This window comes from Vreelandella neptunia, from assembly GCF_034479615.1.
GTDB classification, from domain to species: domain Bacteria; phylum Pseudomonadota; class Gammaproteobacteria; order Pseudomonadales; family Halomonadaceae; genus Vreelandella; species Vreelandella neptunia.
In genome coordinates this window covers 3823182-3837331 of sequence record NZ_CP140255.1, presented here as the reverse complement: position 1 = coordinate 3837331, position 14150 = coordinate 3823182, and the positions used below count along the sequence as shown (strand labels likewise).

Genomic DNA, 14150 nt, shown 5'->3' with positions numbered 1-14150 from the left:
TTGAGCTTATCTAATTCCCACCCTTAACAAAGACTGCACGAGCTAGTGCTGGAAAAGCAGGACGCCGAACTAAATGGCGATACCGCCTGTGGGCACGCTGGTTTAGCTGTTTTGCTCGCTGTCCTGATGCGCCAGAATGACGTCCAGAAAGCCCTCGCCGTAATCCGCCAATTTGCGCGCGCCGATGCCGGAGATCGCGCCCAGAGCCGCTAAGCTCTGGGGGTTCTGCTCGACCATCTCGGCCAGGGTGGCGTCGTGGAAAATCACATAGGCAGGTACGCCCTGGGCTTCAGCCAGTTCCCGGCGGTGCTGGCGCAGGGCTTCCCATAGCGGGCCGTGGCCCTGGGGCGCAGAAGCGCTTTTGCTTCCCCGTCGAGTTGCTTTGGCTTTGCTTGGTTTGCGCAGGGTTAGGGGCTGCTCGCCGCGTAGCACCGGCTTGGCATTGGCAGTGAGCTTAATGCCGCCGTGCCCCTCCATATCCACGCTTAAAAAGCCGCTGGCAATCAGCTGGCGAAAGAGCGCTTTCCATTCGCTGGCCGCGAGGTCTTTACCAATGCCGAAGGTGCTGAGGCGGTCGTGACCAAAGCGGGTGATGCGCTCGTTGCTTTTGCCTAGCAGCACGTCCACGAGATAGGTCACGCCGAAACGCTGCTCGGTGCGGTAGACACAGGAGAGCGCCTTTTGCGCCGCCACGGTGGCCTCCCAGGTCTCGGGTGGGGTGAGGCAGTTATCGCAGTTGCCGCAGGGGGCGTCCAGGTGATCGCCAAAATAGTGCAACAGCGCCTGGCGACGGCAGCTGATGATTTCACACAGCCCCAGCATGGCGTCGAGCTTCTGCTGTTCGATGCGCTTTTGATGGTCGGCGGCGCTGGAGTCCTGCTGCATCTGGCGCAGCGTGATCACATCCTGAAGTCCATAGGCCATCCAGGCATCGGCGGGCAGGCCGTCACGCCCGGCGCGGCCGGTCTCCTGGTAGTAGGCTTCGATGCTCTTGGGCAGGTTAAGGTGGGCCACAAAACGCACGTCCGGCTTGTCGATGCCCATGCCAAAGGCGATGGTGGCCACGACGACCACGCCATCTTCACGTAGAAAGCGGGTCTGGTGGTGCTGGCGCTGCTCCGGGGGAAGCCCCGCGTGGTAGGGCAGTGCCGTCAGCCCCTGGCGCTCCAGCCAGGCGGCGGTCTCCTCCACTTTGCGCCGGGAAAGGCAGTAGACGATACCCGCCTCGCCGTCGTGGTGCTCGCGAATAAAGCGCAGCAGCTGTTCCTTGGCGTTACCCTGATTCTCAGCGATATGGTAGCGAATGTTGGGCCGGTCAAAGCCGCTGTTGTAAAGCGCTGCCTCCTGGAGCTGCAGATGCTCCATGATATCGCCCCGGGTGGGCACATCGGCGGTGGCGGTCAGGGCTATGCGCGGTACCTGGGGAAAGCGCTGGTGAAGCTGGGAAAGCTGGCGATACTCGGGGCGAAAATCGTGGCCCCACTGGGAGACGCAGTGGGCTTCATCAATAGCGAACAGCGCAATCCGGGTCTGCTCCAGCAGCATCTGCATACGGGGCGTGGCCAGCCGCTCGGGCGCGACATACAAAAGATCCAGTTCTCCCGCACGCAGGCGGTTCTCAACCTCGACCGCCTCTTGATAATCGAGGCTGGAGTTCAGGTAAGCCGCCCTGACCCCGTTCTGCTCAAGCGCCGCGACCTGATCCTGCATCAGCGCGATCAGCGGCGAGACCACAATGGCAGTGCCTTCGCGCAGCAGTGCAGGGATCTGATAGCACAGCGACTTGCCGCCGCCGGTGGGCATCAGCACCAGCGCATCGCCACCGGCGATCACATGCCCAATGATGGCCTGCTGCGGGCCGCGAAAGCTGTCGTAGCCAAATACCTCCTGCAGCACCTTTAGGGCTTCCGGGTGGGTGTCGCCGTGCATCAATGCTCTCCCGTGTCTCATACTTAAGAGAGAATTGTGCACGAAAAATGTGAGGGGCGTCAGCCTAGCGAATCCCGGCCCTCAAAAACGACTGCACAAACTGGCGCTGGAAAAGCAAAAAGGCAATGAGCAGTGGGGCGATACTTAACAGCGTGGCGGCGCTAACGGTGGCCCAGTTAACCCCAGTTTCTGGCGCAGAGAAAACGCCTAACCCCACCGTTAGCGGGCGGCTCTCTACCGAGTTGGTGACCACTAGCGGCCAGATAAAGTTGTTCCAGTGGTGGCTGATCGAGACTAGGCCATAAGCCAAATAGGTGGGCTTGGCGAGCGGTACGTACACCTTCCACAAAATTTCCAGCCAGTTGCAGCCTTCGATGCGGGCGGCGTCTTCCAGCTCACGAGGGATGGTTTTAAAGGTTTGGCGGAGCAGAAAGATACCCAGGGCGCTAGCCACATAAGGTAAGCCAATCCCGGTGATGGTGTTGATCAGCCCCAGCTCACTGGCGATGCGGTAGTTCTCGACAATCAGCACTTCGGGGAACACAAAGAGCTGAATCAGCACCAGCATAAACAGAACGTTTTTGCCGGGAATCGGAAAGCGCGCAAAGGCAAACGCTGCCAGGGTACACACGATAAATTGTCCGATCACCACCCCTGTCACCAGCGCAAAGGTGTTCAGATAGTAGCGGGCAAAGGGCGCTTGAGACCAGGCGTTAGTGAAGTTCTCCAGCGTTAGCGGGGCGAAGAGCTCAAAGTTCACCATAAATTCGCTGGGGTGGAAGGCGGCCCAAAAGGCATACAGCAGCGGAAAAATCCAAATAATCGCCAGTAGCCACGCGGCCACGGTTTCCAGCGCTGGAATTGAGAAGAAACGGGAGCGGGGCGCATAGGTAGTGGTTGTATTCATTGATAGTGCGTCCTGCGATCTAAAATCGTGAACTTAAGCGTGGCCACTACCGCCAGTACCACCAGAATCACTACCGTAATGGTCGCCGCCGTGGTGCGGTCAAAGAATGAGAACGCATTCTCGTAGACGTAGTAGAGCAGCAGGTTGGTGGCGTTGTTGGGCCCGCCCTTGGTCAAGATAAATAGGTGATCCACGACCCGCACCGAGTTAATCAGCGCATTGATGAGCACGAATAGTGTGGTGGGCATCAGCAACGGAAAGGTGACCCGCCAAAAGAAGCTCCAGCGTCTAGTGCCTTCTAAGTCAGCTGCCTCTTTTAACTCTGGTGGCATACTCTGCAGCGCCGCCAGGTAGAAGATCATAAAAAAACCGGCTTCTTTCCACACCGACATCACGATCACCGAGCTTAACGCAACGCTTGGATCGCCGAGCCAGTTCACCCCTGAAAACCCCAGTGCACCGAGCAAGCTATTGAACAGGCCAATCTGCGGCGCGTAGAAAAACATCCAGATATTGGCCGCGGCGATCATGGGTAGAATCGTCGGCGTAAAGTAGGCCATGCGCACAAAGCCCCGCCCGCGAAGCTTGCCATTGACGAACAGCGCCATACCCAAGGCAAGCGCGATGGACGTAGGAATCGTACCGACGGCGTAAATTAAGTTGTTACGCGCTACTTTCCAAAACGTCGGGTCATCGAACAACACCTGATAATTTTCAAGGCCTACGAATTCAGTGGGTGCATCGCGAAAGCCGGGTAAAAACAGGCTGTTAATGACCGTTGTCACGGTTGGTAAATAAGCAAACGTAGTCAGCAGTAGCGCAGCGGGCAGCAGCAGAAGCGCGCCGTAGAGCTGCATTTTGCGGTGGTTGGTGAATGACATAGAGACGTACCGCACGTTGGAAAAGCCGGGGCATGCCCCGGCAAACAGTGAAATGCCTAACGATTAGCGGGCGTAGCGGCGCAACACGCTGTCGGCCTCTTGCTGCGCCTGACTAAGCGCTTCTTGCGGTGTCATTTGTCCGGTGAGTGCCGCCTGTACGGCGTTATCCAAGGCGCGGCGAATGCGGCCACCCTGGTAGGTAGAAAGCTCTGCCGTGCCGTGTTCAAGCTGGTCGCGGGCGACCGCGGCGGGTGGGAACTCTTCCACGTAGCCTTGTAGCGCGTCGGTCTCATAAGCGGCGGGGCTAACCCCCATATAGCCGGTTTCAATCGACCAGGCAGCGGCGCGTTCGGGAGCGGTCATCCAGCGAATAAAGGTCATGGCCGCGCGCTGTTCTTCTTCAGTGGCGTCTTCAAAAATGTAGAAGTTGCCGCCGCCGGTTGGGCTACCGCGCTGGGTTTTCATCGGCAGCATGGCGACGCCAAAATCAAAATTGGCTTCGCTGCGTACCGCGGTCAGGTTGCCCGTGGTGTGCCACATCATCGCCGTGGACTCTTCCAGGAAGTTCTGGCGCAGGGTGCCCCACTCGATGGTGCCGTCGGGCATGGCGTTATGCTCGGTGGCCAGTGACACCCAGTACTCCAGTGCTTCAACCGCTGCGGGGTCGTCGAAGTAGACCTCGGTGCCATCTTCGCTCATTAGCCGGTGGCCGTTCTGAAAGGCAAAGGCCTGGAACATCCAGTAGGGGTAGCCAGTCGACGGCACCATCACGCCCCACTGCTCGCCGTTGGTGGCTTCGCGCACGGTCGCCGCCATCTCGGCCATCTCTTCCCAGTTCTCTGGGGGAGTTTCGGGGTCTAGGCCAGCGGCTTCAAAGGCGTCTTTGTTCCAGAACAGTACGATGGTGGAGCGCTGAAAGGGGATGCCGTAGGTTTTGCCATCCAGCTGGCCATTTTCCATCAGCCCAGGATAGAAGCCATCGAGCCATTCGCGCTCTTCATCGGTTTCAACCAGATCGTCAAAGGCGACGATGGCGTTCTGCTCAATCAGCTCGTACAGGTCGATGGAGAACATGACCGACAGCTGAGGCGTTTCGCCCGCTTCCATCGCCGACATGGCGCGCACGCGGGTATCGTCGTAGTTACCGGCGTAGATCGCTTCCACATTGATATCGGGGTATTCGCTTTCAAACTCTTCCACCAGGTTATCAACGACGTCGGTGAGTGCACCGCCCACCGCGACCGGGTAGTACATGGTCAGATCAACGCTATCCGCGTTTACCTGGGCGGCGCTTAACAAGCCCGCTGCCAGGGCGGTCATTGCAAAAGGGGTACGCAAACGCATAGGAGACTCCGCAAGTGTCAATACTGCTGTCAGTGTTGGAAAGAGCCCACCGCCGGTGGACGAGGAATGCTTCGAGATGAGCTGGGTAATCGGGTCGGCGTCAGGTCATCACGCCGCAGGCCTTCGGCATCGAAAAGGTGTGTGTTCTCTGACGTCCAATAGAGGCTGCATGGCTGGCCTGTTAGTGTCTGCTTGCCGCTAAGCCGCACGCGTAGGGTGTGCGAACCCACCGCGACATACGCAATAGTGTCCGCTCCCAAGTACTCTTCACTTAATACGTTAGCGGGCACGCCGGAACCGGGTGCAATTCGCAGCTCAACATCTTCCGGGCGGATGCCCAAGTGACAACCAGCGGCCTCCAAGGGGGCTACGGGGGTACTGGGTTCACCTTCGATAACGGCGCCATTCTCACCGGCCACTAATGGCAGCAGATTCATGGCGGGGCTGCCAATAAAGCTGGCGGCAAAAGCGCTAGCGGGGCGGTTGTAGAGCTCGTCTGGGGTGCCGTCCTGAACGATTTTGCCATGCTGCATCAGAATCACACGATCACCCATGCTCATGGCTTCCACCTGGTCGTGGGTGACGTAAATCACCGTCATGTTCAGGCGGCTTTGTAGTGCTTTGATTTCCCGGCGCATATCGCTGCGCAGCCGGGCGTCCAGGTTGGAGAGTGGCTCGTCCATCAAGCAGATCGGGTGTTCGGAGATCACCGAGCGCGCCAAAGCCACCCGCTGGCGTTGGCCGCCGGAAAGCTGGGCAGGTTTGCGGTTTAGGTAATCGGTTAAATCGACCAGTTCGGCGACCTTGGCCAGTCGCTGGCGCTGCTCGGCTTTGGGGACTTTGCGGCTGCGCAGGCCAAACACGATATTGTCAGCCACACTCAAATGCGGAAACAGGGCGTAGGACTGGAACACCATGCTCAGCCCACGGTCGCCGGGCGGCAGCCGCGTGACGTCGCGCTCGCCAATATGAATTTGGCCGTCGCTGGCTTCTTCCAAGCCTGCAATCATGCGTAGCGTGGTGGATTTTCCGCAGCCTGAAGGGCCGAGCAGAATGACAAACTGCCCTGGGGTAACATCAAACGAAATACCATCCACAGCCGCAGAGGCGCCCCAGCGTTTAGTGACGCCCTCTAAACGTATTCGTGATTGGTTTGACATAGCACACACATCACCGGCTGTTGGTTGTTATTGGTTCAGCTTGTGTTGAAGGTGTTGCCGTTTCATGACACTTACATGGATGGTTGATGACAGCAGTTGTGTCAAGCAGAAAATCACCTGGCGACTTTAATGCCATAACGCTGCAGCCTGCGCACCACGCTGGATTGGCTGATTCCCAGACGCTCGGCAATGGCGTAGGTGCTGGGGAGTGTGGTGCACAATTCTTCAAGGGTTTCACGCTCCAGCCGCGCTAGGTATTGCTTGAGGGTTTCCTGGGGTTCGAGTGCTACTGCCGACGTTGCTGGCGAGGCGCTCGGCAAGTTAGCCGGGTGCTGCTCGGCGTGAGGGAGTGCGGCGGGCACCTCGATTTGATCGGTGGGGCTGGAAAGCCAGGCTCTTTCTAGCCAGTTCTCCAGCTCACGGACATTCCCCGGCCATTCGCTGCCCATCAGGGTCGACCAAACGCGGGTATCAAGGATTTTTTGCCGCCCATAGCGCTGGTTGAGCCGGTTTAAACACGCTTCAACCAGGTCGGGGATATCCTCCCGCCGGTCACGTAGCGGCGGCAGGGTCACGGGGATCACATTGAGGCGGTAGTAAAGATCCAGACGGAAAAGTCCGGCCTCTACTTGCTTGCCCAAATCCTGATTGGTCGCCACAACCAAGCGGAAATTGACCTTGCGTGATCGGGTGTCACCCAGTCGGGTCAAACTACCGTCCTGGATCACCTTGAGCAGTTTGGTTTGCATTAGCAGCGGCAGCTCGCCTATTTCATCCAAAAACAGCGTGCCGCCCTCGGCCTGCTCTAACAGCCCGGCTTTGCCCTGGCGAGCGGCACCGCTGAAAGCGCCGGGCTGGTAGCCAAACATCTCGGATTCAAACAGATTCTCGGGAATCGCCGCGCAGTTAACGTCAATAAAGGGGCCGTCACAGCGCTGGCTCCAGCGGTGTAGCTGTTTGGCAAAGGCGCTTTTACCCACACCTGATTCCCCCAGCATCAGCACGTTGGCATCCGAAGGGGCGACCCGTTTAAGCAGCAGCGCAATTTCACGCATCACGCTGCTGCGCACCTGCAAATTGTCCAGGGCGTCATCCAGCGCCTGCTCTTCCGCGTCTGGCGCTGCCTGACTGCGCTTTAAGTGTTCGCTAAAGCGTTTTTGCAGCAGCGCATACTCGTCCTGCAATAGCTGCAAGTCGGTTAAATCCCTCGAGCGGCTGATAATGCGCTCAAGCTTGCCGTCGACGAACACTGGGTAGGCTTCGGCAATCACCCGGCGGCCTGTTCCGGTGACCTGCATAAGCTGCGCAGGCCGGCGGGTGCGCATTACTTCCATGGTGATGGAGGGTTTGAGTACCCCGGCCGCTTGCAGTTGCTGCACACTGCTGGAGAGCAACTCCTCTCTGGATACTCCGTAAACCGCTTCGGCTCCTGGGCTGATGTCCACTATTTGCCCATCGCCACTGACAATAAAGAAGTGGTCGTTTGCGGTCTCCACAATGGTTCGCAGCACGCGCCTGTCTATTTCACTCATCGCAGCCGCCTCCTCTGAATGATTCATTTTTGAATTATTGATTCAAAAATGAATTGAAAAAGCTTCTAGTTGATTCATTTTTGCATCGTTTGGTCGTTAATCCCACCACTTTATAGGCATCTACGACTTGGCATGGTCTGTGCAATGTCTTTAGAGGAGTAGTGAAAAGAGCTAGGCCAATACCTACACCGTGCTCACACCGCCAAAAAATATAAGGAGATGTGTATGCCAGAGTTTAATCAGCCCCTGGGTGGCAACACCATGCCGCGCTTTGCAGGCCCTGCCACCATGATGCGCTTGCCTACTCAAGAAACCGCCGAGGGATTAGACGCGGCATTTATTGGTATCCCTATGGATATTGGCACTTCAAATCGTCCTGGCACGCGGCTTGGGCCGCGCCAGATTCGCGACGAGTCGCGCATGCTGCGCCCCTACAATATGGCGACCCGCGCCGCGCCCTTTGAAAGCCTGCAGGTCGCCGATATCGGCGATGTACCCATCAATACTTTCCACCTGCCTAAAAGCGTCGACATCATCACCGCCTTTTACGATGAGGTGCTGAAACATGACTGCATTCCGCTGACCCTGGGCGGAGAACATACGCTCACGCTGCCTATCCTCCGCGCCATGGCCAAAAAGCACGGCCCGGTGGGGCTGATTCATATCGATGCCCATGCCGATGTCAATGAGCACATGTTCGGCGAGCCAATTGCCCACGGCACGCCGTTTCGTCGTGCCCAGGAGGAGGGTTTATTGGCCCATGGCAAGGTAGTGCAAATCGGCCTGCGCGGTACCGGCTATGCCGCTGAGGATTTTGACTGGTGCCGCGATCAGGGCTTTCGCGTCGTTCCCGCCGAAGAGTGCTGGTATCGCTCTCTAGCGCCGTTGATGCAGGAAGTGCGCGAGCAGATGGGCGATATCCCGGTGTACATCAGTTTCGACATCGACGGCCTGGATCCTTCTGTTGCCCCCGGCACCGGCACGGTGGAAATGGGGGGACTGACCTCTAGCCAAGGATTGGAGCTGGTTCGCGGTGCCGCTGGGCTCAATATTGTCGGCTGCGACCTGGTGGAAGTATCACCGCCTTACGACCCCAGCGGCAACACCGCACTGATGGGCGCCACGCTGCTGTATGAAATGCTCTGCGTACTGCCGGGCGTTAAACACAGCGAGTGATGCTGACCACATAGCTAACAAATAGATAGCTATCAAAGAAATAGCGACTAAATAAAAAAGTACTAACTCTACGCCGCCAGCCCACCTCCAATAATCACTTCCAATGGGTGACTCCTATGTCGTATAGCAACGTTAAATCGGAACAGCCGACCTCGTCGGCACCGATACCCCGCGCGCACTTACTGAAATTTATCATTCCCTCGCTAATTGGGGTGCTGCTGTTTCTCGTCCCTTTTCAGGTGGGCGATACCATTAACATCGGCATGGGGCTCATGGCCGATAGTTTGCAGGCCTTGCTGGGCTCGGCGCTGCCAGCTATTGCGGTAGTGGTACTCTGCCTATCGGTGGTAGCGACGATTTACGCCAAGTTAGCTAACCCATCCTGGGCCAAAAAGGGCATGCTGCACGAAATGTTTCATGTTGGCCCGGTGTGGCTTGCGATGCGCGTATTAGGCGCGCTTTTTGCTGTGATGACCTATTTTCAGTTCGGGCCTGAGTTCGTGACCGCTTCCTTTACCGGTGGCGTGATGCTCAATGACTTGGCGCCGGTACTGCTCACCTTCTTTTTCTTTGCAGCGCTGCTGCTGCCGTTTCTGGTCGAGTTTGGCTTTATGGAGTTCATCGGCAGTATGGTACGTAAGCCGTTTCGGGTAATTTTTAACCTGCCGGGGCGCAGCGCCATCGATGCCACTGCCTCCTGGATGGGATCGGGCACCGTCGGCGTGCTGATCACCACGCAGCAGTACGAGCAGGGCTTCTATAACCGCCGCGAAGCCTCGGTCATTGCCACCAACTTCTCCGTGGTGTCGATTGCGTTTGCGCTGCTCGTCACCAGCTTCGTGGATATCAACCACCTGTTTGTGCAGTTCTACTTCACGGTGGTGGTCTCCGGATTGATCGCGGCGGTCATCGTGCCGCGCCTGCCGCCGCTGTCGCGCAAGTCCAATGACTATTACGAGCCGGTGGGCTGCCAGTTGAGCGAAGAGCGCACTGAAAAAGTGGGTCTGTTTCGTTACAGCTTGATTCAGGCCACCAATCGCGCCGCCGGAGCTCCTGGGCCCCGAGAGCTGGCACGTTTGGCGCTCCTCAACGTGATGGATATTTTCCTCGGCTTACTTCCCTTGGTGTTCGCCATTGGCACGGTGGCGTTGATTCTGGCGGAATTTACCCCGCTGTTTACCTGGCTTTCCTACCCCATGGTGCCGGTGCTTGAGCTGCTGCGGATTCCCGAGGCAGAAGCGGCGGCGCCTGCCACCCTGGTGGGCTTTGCCGATATGTTCCTGCCCGCGGTGCTGGCGACCAATATCGAAAGCGAACTCACCCGCTTTGTGATTGCCTGCCTGTCGCTCACCCAATTGATCTACATGTCGGAAATCGGCGCGCTGCTGCTCAAGTCGAAAATCCCCATCAAGCTCTGGGAACTGGTCGCCATCTTCCTGCTGCGTACCGCCATTACGCTGCCGATCATTGCCTTTATGGCCCACACGTTTTTCTTCTAAGGGGCCTGCAATGAACGCTGATGCAACGAATACTGATGCAACGACCAATCAAGCGACCATGACCTGTGCCGAACTGCTGATCCGGCTGCTGCATGAGACTTACGGCGTGCGCGCCCTGTTCGGCATCCCGGGTGTGCATACGGTGGAGCTTTATCGCGGTCTGGAAGGCAGCAATGTGCAGCATATAACCCCGCGCCATGAGCAGGGCGCGGGGTTTATGGCCGATGGCTATGCCCGCGCCAGCGGACAGCCGGGGGTGTGCCTGATTATCACCGGGCCTGGGATGACCAATATGGCGACCGCCATGGGCCAGGCCCTGGCGGATTCGATCCCCATGCTGGTGATCTCCAGCGTGAATCGTCGCGATACGCTTGGGATGGGCCAAGGGCGGCTGCACGAGCTGCCCAGCCAGCAGCAGATGATCAACGGCGTTGCGCGGTTCAGCCATACGCTGTTGGACGCCAATACGCTACCCGAGGTGCTGGCCCGCGCCTTTACCGTGTTCAACGGCGCTCGGCCGGGCCCGGTGCACATCGAAATCCCCATCGACCTGTTTAATGCACCGGTGAACGCGCCGGTGAGTTGGCAGGCGCCGAGGCTTTACCGCGCCGCGCCTGATCCGGAAGGGCTTGTCGAAGCTGCTCGCCTGCTGAAGGCGGCGAAGCAGCCTCTGGTGCTGCTGGGCGGTGGCTGCGCGGCATCACCCGAGGCGGCACGAGGATTGGTAGAAAAGCTCGATGCGCCTACGGCGACCACGATCAACGCCAAAGGCCTGCTGGGCCGTGACCACCCGCTGGATTTGGGTGCCAATGCAGCTTTGCCCGCGGTGCGCGAGCTGGCGGCCAACGCCGATGTGATTCTGGCGGTGGGCACTGAACTTGGCGAGACCGACTATGACGTGGTGTTTGATGGTGGCTTTCATCTCAACGGCACGTTGATTCGTATTGACCTCGACCCAGAGCAGCTGGTGCGCAACCAGCGCGTAGCGTTGGGGCTAGTCGGCGATGCCGGGCGTAGCCTTGAGCTTCTACTGGGCCATTTCTCCGAGCCATTGCAGCGCGACGGCAAGGTGCGAACCGCTGCCGTATTGAGCGCGCTGAATCTACCCAACGACCCGGCCTTCAGCGACTTTGTGCCGCTGTATGCAACGCTTGCCGAGCACCTACCTGAGGCCATTCTGGTGGGCGACTCCACCGCGCCGGTGTATGCCGGTAACCATCTGGTCAGCCAGCCCGCGCCAAGGCGTTATTTCAATGCCTCAACGGGCTACGGCACCTTGGGCTATGGGCTACCGGCGGCGTTGGGCGCACAGCTGGCGCGGGCGGATCTGCCGGTGGTGGCACTGGTGGGCGACGGCGGGGTGATGTTTACGCTCTCGGAAATAGCAACGGCGGTAGAAGCGCGTCTGCCGGTGGTGATTGTGCTTTGGCACAACGCCGGTTACGAAGAGATTCGTCGCTATATGGATGCCAACGGTGTGGCGCGTTTGGGCGTGGATATTCAAGCACCCAACTTCCTCACCCTGGCCGAAGGCTTTGGCTGTCCCGGCGTACTGGTAGAAAGCCCCACTGAGTTTTCCAAGGCGCTCGCCAACCGTGAAGCGACCGGGCCGTTACTGATCGAAATTGACGCCGCTGCCTGGCAGAAAAACCTGATGTTACCAGGAGATAACAATGAAGAATAATCATGTGCTCGGCCAGGACACCCTGTCAGCCGACGACGTTGAACACAGCCTTGGGCTGCCGGGAACCTTTGCGCTGTGGCTCGGCGCCAACGTGGTGGTCACCACCATCCTGACCGGCATGTTTTTAGTCCCTGACCTGACCTTCCAACATGCCATGCTGCTGATCTTGATTGGTTCGGCAATCGGCATCATCCCGCTGGTATTGATCGGGGTGATGGGCCAGCAAACCGGCATGACCACCATGGTGCTGGCGCGGGGCACCTTCGGCAGAAAAGGCGCTAATTTCCCCGCCTGGGTGAATCTATTGGCGCTGATAGCGTGGAGCTGGATTCAGGCGCTGCTCGCCGGCATGAGTCTGGACTACGCCGTGGAAAGCCTGACCGGTTACTCCAATGTGGCGCTCTTCACGGTCATTTGTGAATCCCTGGTGGTGCTGATTGCTCTGCGTGGCCACCTGGGAATCGAGAAAGTCGAGAAGATAGCGGCACTGCTGATGCTGGGGCTCTCGGCGGTGGTGCTGTTCGCGCTCAATCGCCATTACGATCTGCCGAGCATCACCCAGCTGGAACCCGAAGGCGTGTTGGGCGGCGGCGTGGTGTTCGATATCGTGGTCGCGACGGCTTTCTCCTGGATTCCATTGGCGGCGGACTACAACCGCCACTGCCGCTCGCTAAAAGCTGCCGTTGTGGGCACCTGGGGCGGCTACGTGGTGGCAACGCTGGTGGCGATGGGCTTAGGTGCGACGGTATCAGCGCTGTCGATCAGCGTGGGTATGGAGCCCACCTACGACCCGACGACCCTGCTCAGCGGCTTCGGTTTCGGACTGCCCGCCGCCCTGGTGATTTTCTTTTCAGTGCTGACCACCAACGTGATGTGCGTCTACAGCGCGACGCTTTCGTTCATGAGCGTGCGCCCGAAGGTGCCGTTCTGGAAACCGGCGTTGATCATTGGCGTGGTGTCGGTCATCGGTGCGCTCATCCCCGGCATTCTTGACCAGTTCCAGACCTTTCTGTTGATTATCGGCAGCGTCTTTATTCCGGCCTTTTCGCTGATGATCGTGGATTACTACCTGCTGGGGCGCCAGCGCTATACCTCGGCACAGCTGATCCAGGCTGAACATAGCCTTCCCGCCTTCAACTGGCTGGCGCTGGGCAGCTACGCGGTCGGCGCGCTACTTGCTTACTACTGGAACTGGGTCGCACCGCTTGATTTTGGCGCGTCGCTGCCGGTTTTCGTGATCACCGGCGCGCTCTATTTTGTGGTCAGCAAGGTTGCCCTCGCCAAGCGGGTGCCCGCATGAGCCTTGAGCGCATCAATGCCCAGCAGTGGTACCGTACTGCCAGCAAGGCAGACGGTATCACCCTGATCGACGAGCCGTGGATCAAGCCGTTTTATCGCTGCAATATCTGGCATGTCCAGGGCAGCAAGCGGGGCATGGTCGTGGACTTTGGCCTGGGAGCAGTGCCGCTACGTCAGCACGTGGCACAGCTTGCCGAGCGTGACCTGCTGGCGGTGGCCAGCCACACGCACTTTGACCATATCGGCGCCGCCCACGAGTTTGGCTGTTGCCATGTGCATGCCGCTGAGGCGGACATCCTGGCCTCACCCGATAACACGCGCACCCTGGCTGACCTGTTTCTCAGCGATGACATGTTTGAAGCGCTGCCTGCCAAGCCTTATTCGCACAGCCGCTACCGCATCACGGCACCGCAGCAGGTGTGCCCGCTGGCGGATGGCGAAATACTGGACTTAGGGAACCGTCAATGGGAAGTGATCCATACCCCGGGTCACTCCCCCGGCGGCATTGCCCTGTGGGAGGCGGCCACCCAGACGCTGATCTCGGGCGATCTGATTTACGATGGCCCGCTCATTGAAGACCTCTGGCACAGCGACCTTACCGACTACGCTGCCAGCATGCGGCGGCTGCGCAGGCTGCCCGTCCGCACCGTGCACGGCGGCCATTTCCCCAGCTTTAGCGGCCAGCATCTCACAACGCTCATCGATGATTGGCTTCGCCAACACGACCTATAAAGGAGCC

11 protein-coding genes are annotated in these 14150 nt (G+C 58.7%); 5 read left to right on the top strand and 6 right to left on the bottom strand.

Going from position 1 to position 14150, the window contains the following annotated elements; translation table 11 throughout:
- Positions 1–102 precede the first annotated feature (102 nt).
- The 6 genes from recQ to SR894_RS17775 all read right to left on the bottom strand — a co-directional run bounded on the left by recQ (position 103) and on the right by SR894_RS17775 (position 7753).
- Complete coding sequence (gene recQ / locus SR894_RS17800) at positions 103–1929, bottom strand: DNA helicase RecQ (protein ID WP_223288643.1); 1827 nt, start codon at positions 1927–1929, stop codon at positions 103–105.
- A 64-nt stretch (positions 1930–1993) separates the two neighbouring features.
- Positions 1994–2836: a carbohydrate ABC transporter permease gene (locus tag SR894_RS17795; protein ID WP_223288644.1), complete on the bottom strand. Its 843-nt coding sequence runs from the start codon at positions 2834–2836 to the stop codon at positions 1994–1996.
- Positions 2833–3717 carry a carbohydrate ABC transporter permease gene (locus tag SR894_RS17790; protein WP_223288645.1) on the bottom strand — a complete coding sequence of 295 codons (885 nt, stop codon included), beginning with the start codon at positions 3715–3717 and terminating at the stop codon, positions 2833–2835. The genes SR894_RS17795 and SR894_RS17790 overlap by 4 nt, the downstream gene beginning before the upstream one ends.
- Before the next feature lie 63 nt (positions 3718–3780).
- Positions 3781–5061, bottom strand: a complete 1281-nt coding sequence (locus SR894_RS17785) for an ABC transporter substrate-binding protein (protein WP_133733290.1) — start codon at positions 5059–5061, stop codon at positions 3781–3783.
- Between the two features lie 29 nt (positions 5062–5090).
- A complete protein-coding gene (locus SR894_RS17780; protein ID WP_223288646.1) occupies positions 5091–6221 on the bottom strand; it encodes an ABC transporter ATP-binding protein in 1131 nt (376 codons plus the stop codon).
- Between the two features lie 113 nt (positions 6222–6334).
- Positions 6335–7753 carry a sigma-54 interaction domain-containing protein gene (locus SR894_RS17775; protein WP_223288647.1) on the bottom strand — a complete coding sequence of 473 codons (1419 nt, stop codon included), beginning with the start codon at positions 7751–7753 and terminating at the stop codon, positions 6335–6337.
- A 225-nt stretch (positions 7754–7978) separates the two neighbouring features.
- Here SR894_RS17775 and speB point away from each other — a divergent pair, with 225 nt between their 5' ends.
- The 5 genes from speB (at position 7979) to SR894_RS17750 (ending at position 14143) form a co-directional block, all read left to right on the top strand.
- The gene (speB, locus tag SR894_RS17770) at positions 7979–8929 is read left to right on the top strand and encodes an agmatinase (protein WP_133733287.1); all 951 of its coding nucleotides are present in this window, start codon (positions 7979–7981) and stop codon (positions 8927–8929) included.
- Between the two features lie 116 nt (positions 8930–9045).
- Entirely contained in the window at positions 9046–10428 is a 1383-nt protein-coding gene (locus tag SR894_RS17765) for a YjiH family protein (RefSeq protein WP_223288648.1), read from the top strand.
- 10 nt (positions 10429–10438) lie between these two features.
- A complete protein-coding gene (locus SR894_RS17760; RefSeq protein ID WP_246638218.1) occupies positions 10439–12112 on the top strand; it encodes a 5-guanidino-2-oxopentanoate decarboxylase in 1674 nt (557 codons plus the stop codon).
- Positions 12102–13412, top strand: coding sequence for a purine-cytosine permease family protein (locus SR894_RS17755; protein WP_223288649.1), 1311 nt, complete (start codon positions 12102–12104; stop codon positions 13410–13412). The genes SR894_RS17760 and SR894_RS17755 overlap by 11 nt, the downstream gene beginning before the upstream one ends.
- Positions 13409–14143, top strand: a complete 735-nt coding sequence (locus tag SR894_RS17750; RefSeq protein ID WP_223288650.1) for an MBL fold metallo-hydrolase — start codon at positions 13409–13411, stop codon at positions 14141–14143. Before SR894_RS17755 ends, SR894_RS17750 begins: the two co-directional genes overlap by 4 nt.
- Positions 14144–14150: the final 7 nt, after the last annotated feature.

Bases quoted from the DNA above. Each gene is read 5' to 3' on its own strand.
- SR894_RS17750 (WP_223288650.1), top strand. From the start codon at position 13,409: ATGAGCCTTGAGCGCATCAATGCCCAGCAGTGGTACCGTACTGCCAGC.
- SR894_RS17775 (WP_223288647.1), bottom strand. From the start codon at position 7,753: ATGAGTGAAATAGACAGGCGCGTGCTGCGAACCATTGTGGAGACCGCA.
- SR894_RS17785 (WP_133733290.1), bottom strand. From the start codon at position 5,061: ATGCGTTTGCGTACCCCTTTTGCAATGACCGCCCTGGCAGCGGGCTTG.
- SR894_RS17760 (WP_246638218.1), top strand. From the start codon at position 10,439: ATGAACGCTGATGCAACGAATACTGATGCAACGACCAATCAAGCGACC.
- SR894_RS17795 (WP_223288644.1), bottom strand. From the start codon at position 2,836: ATGAATACAACCACTACCTATGCGCCCCGCTCCCGTTTCTTCTCAATT.
- speB (WP_133733287.1), top strand. From the start codon at position 7,979: ATGCCAGAGTTTAATCAGCCCCTGGGTGGCAACACCATGCCGCGCTTT.
- recQ (WP_223288643.1), bottom strand. From the start codon at position 1,929: ATGCACGGCGACACCCACCCGGAAGCCCTAAAGGTGCTGCAGGAGGTA.
- SR894_RS17765 (WP_223288648.1), top strand. From the start codon at position 9,046: ATGTCGTATAGCAACGTTAAATCGGAACAGCCGACCTCGTCGGCACCG.
- SR894_RS17780 (WP_223288646.1), bottom strand. From the start codon at position 6,221: ATGTCAAACCAATCACGAATACGTTTAGAGGGCGTCACTAAACGCTGG.
- SR894_RS17755 (WP_223288649.1), top strand. From the start codon at position 12,102: ATGAAGAATAATCATGTGCTCGGCCAGGACACCCTGTCAGCCGACGAC.
- SR894_RS17790 (WP_223288645.1), bottom strand. From the start codon at position 3,717: ATGTCATTCACCAACCACCGCAAAATGCAGCTCTACGGCGCGCTTCTG.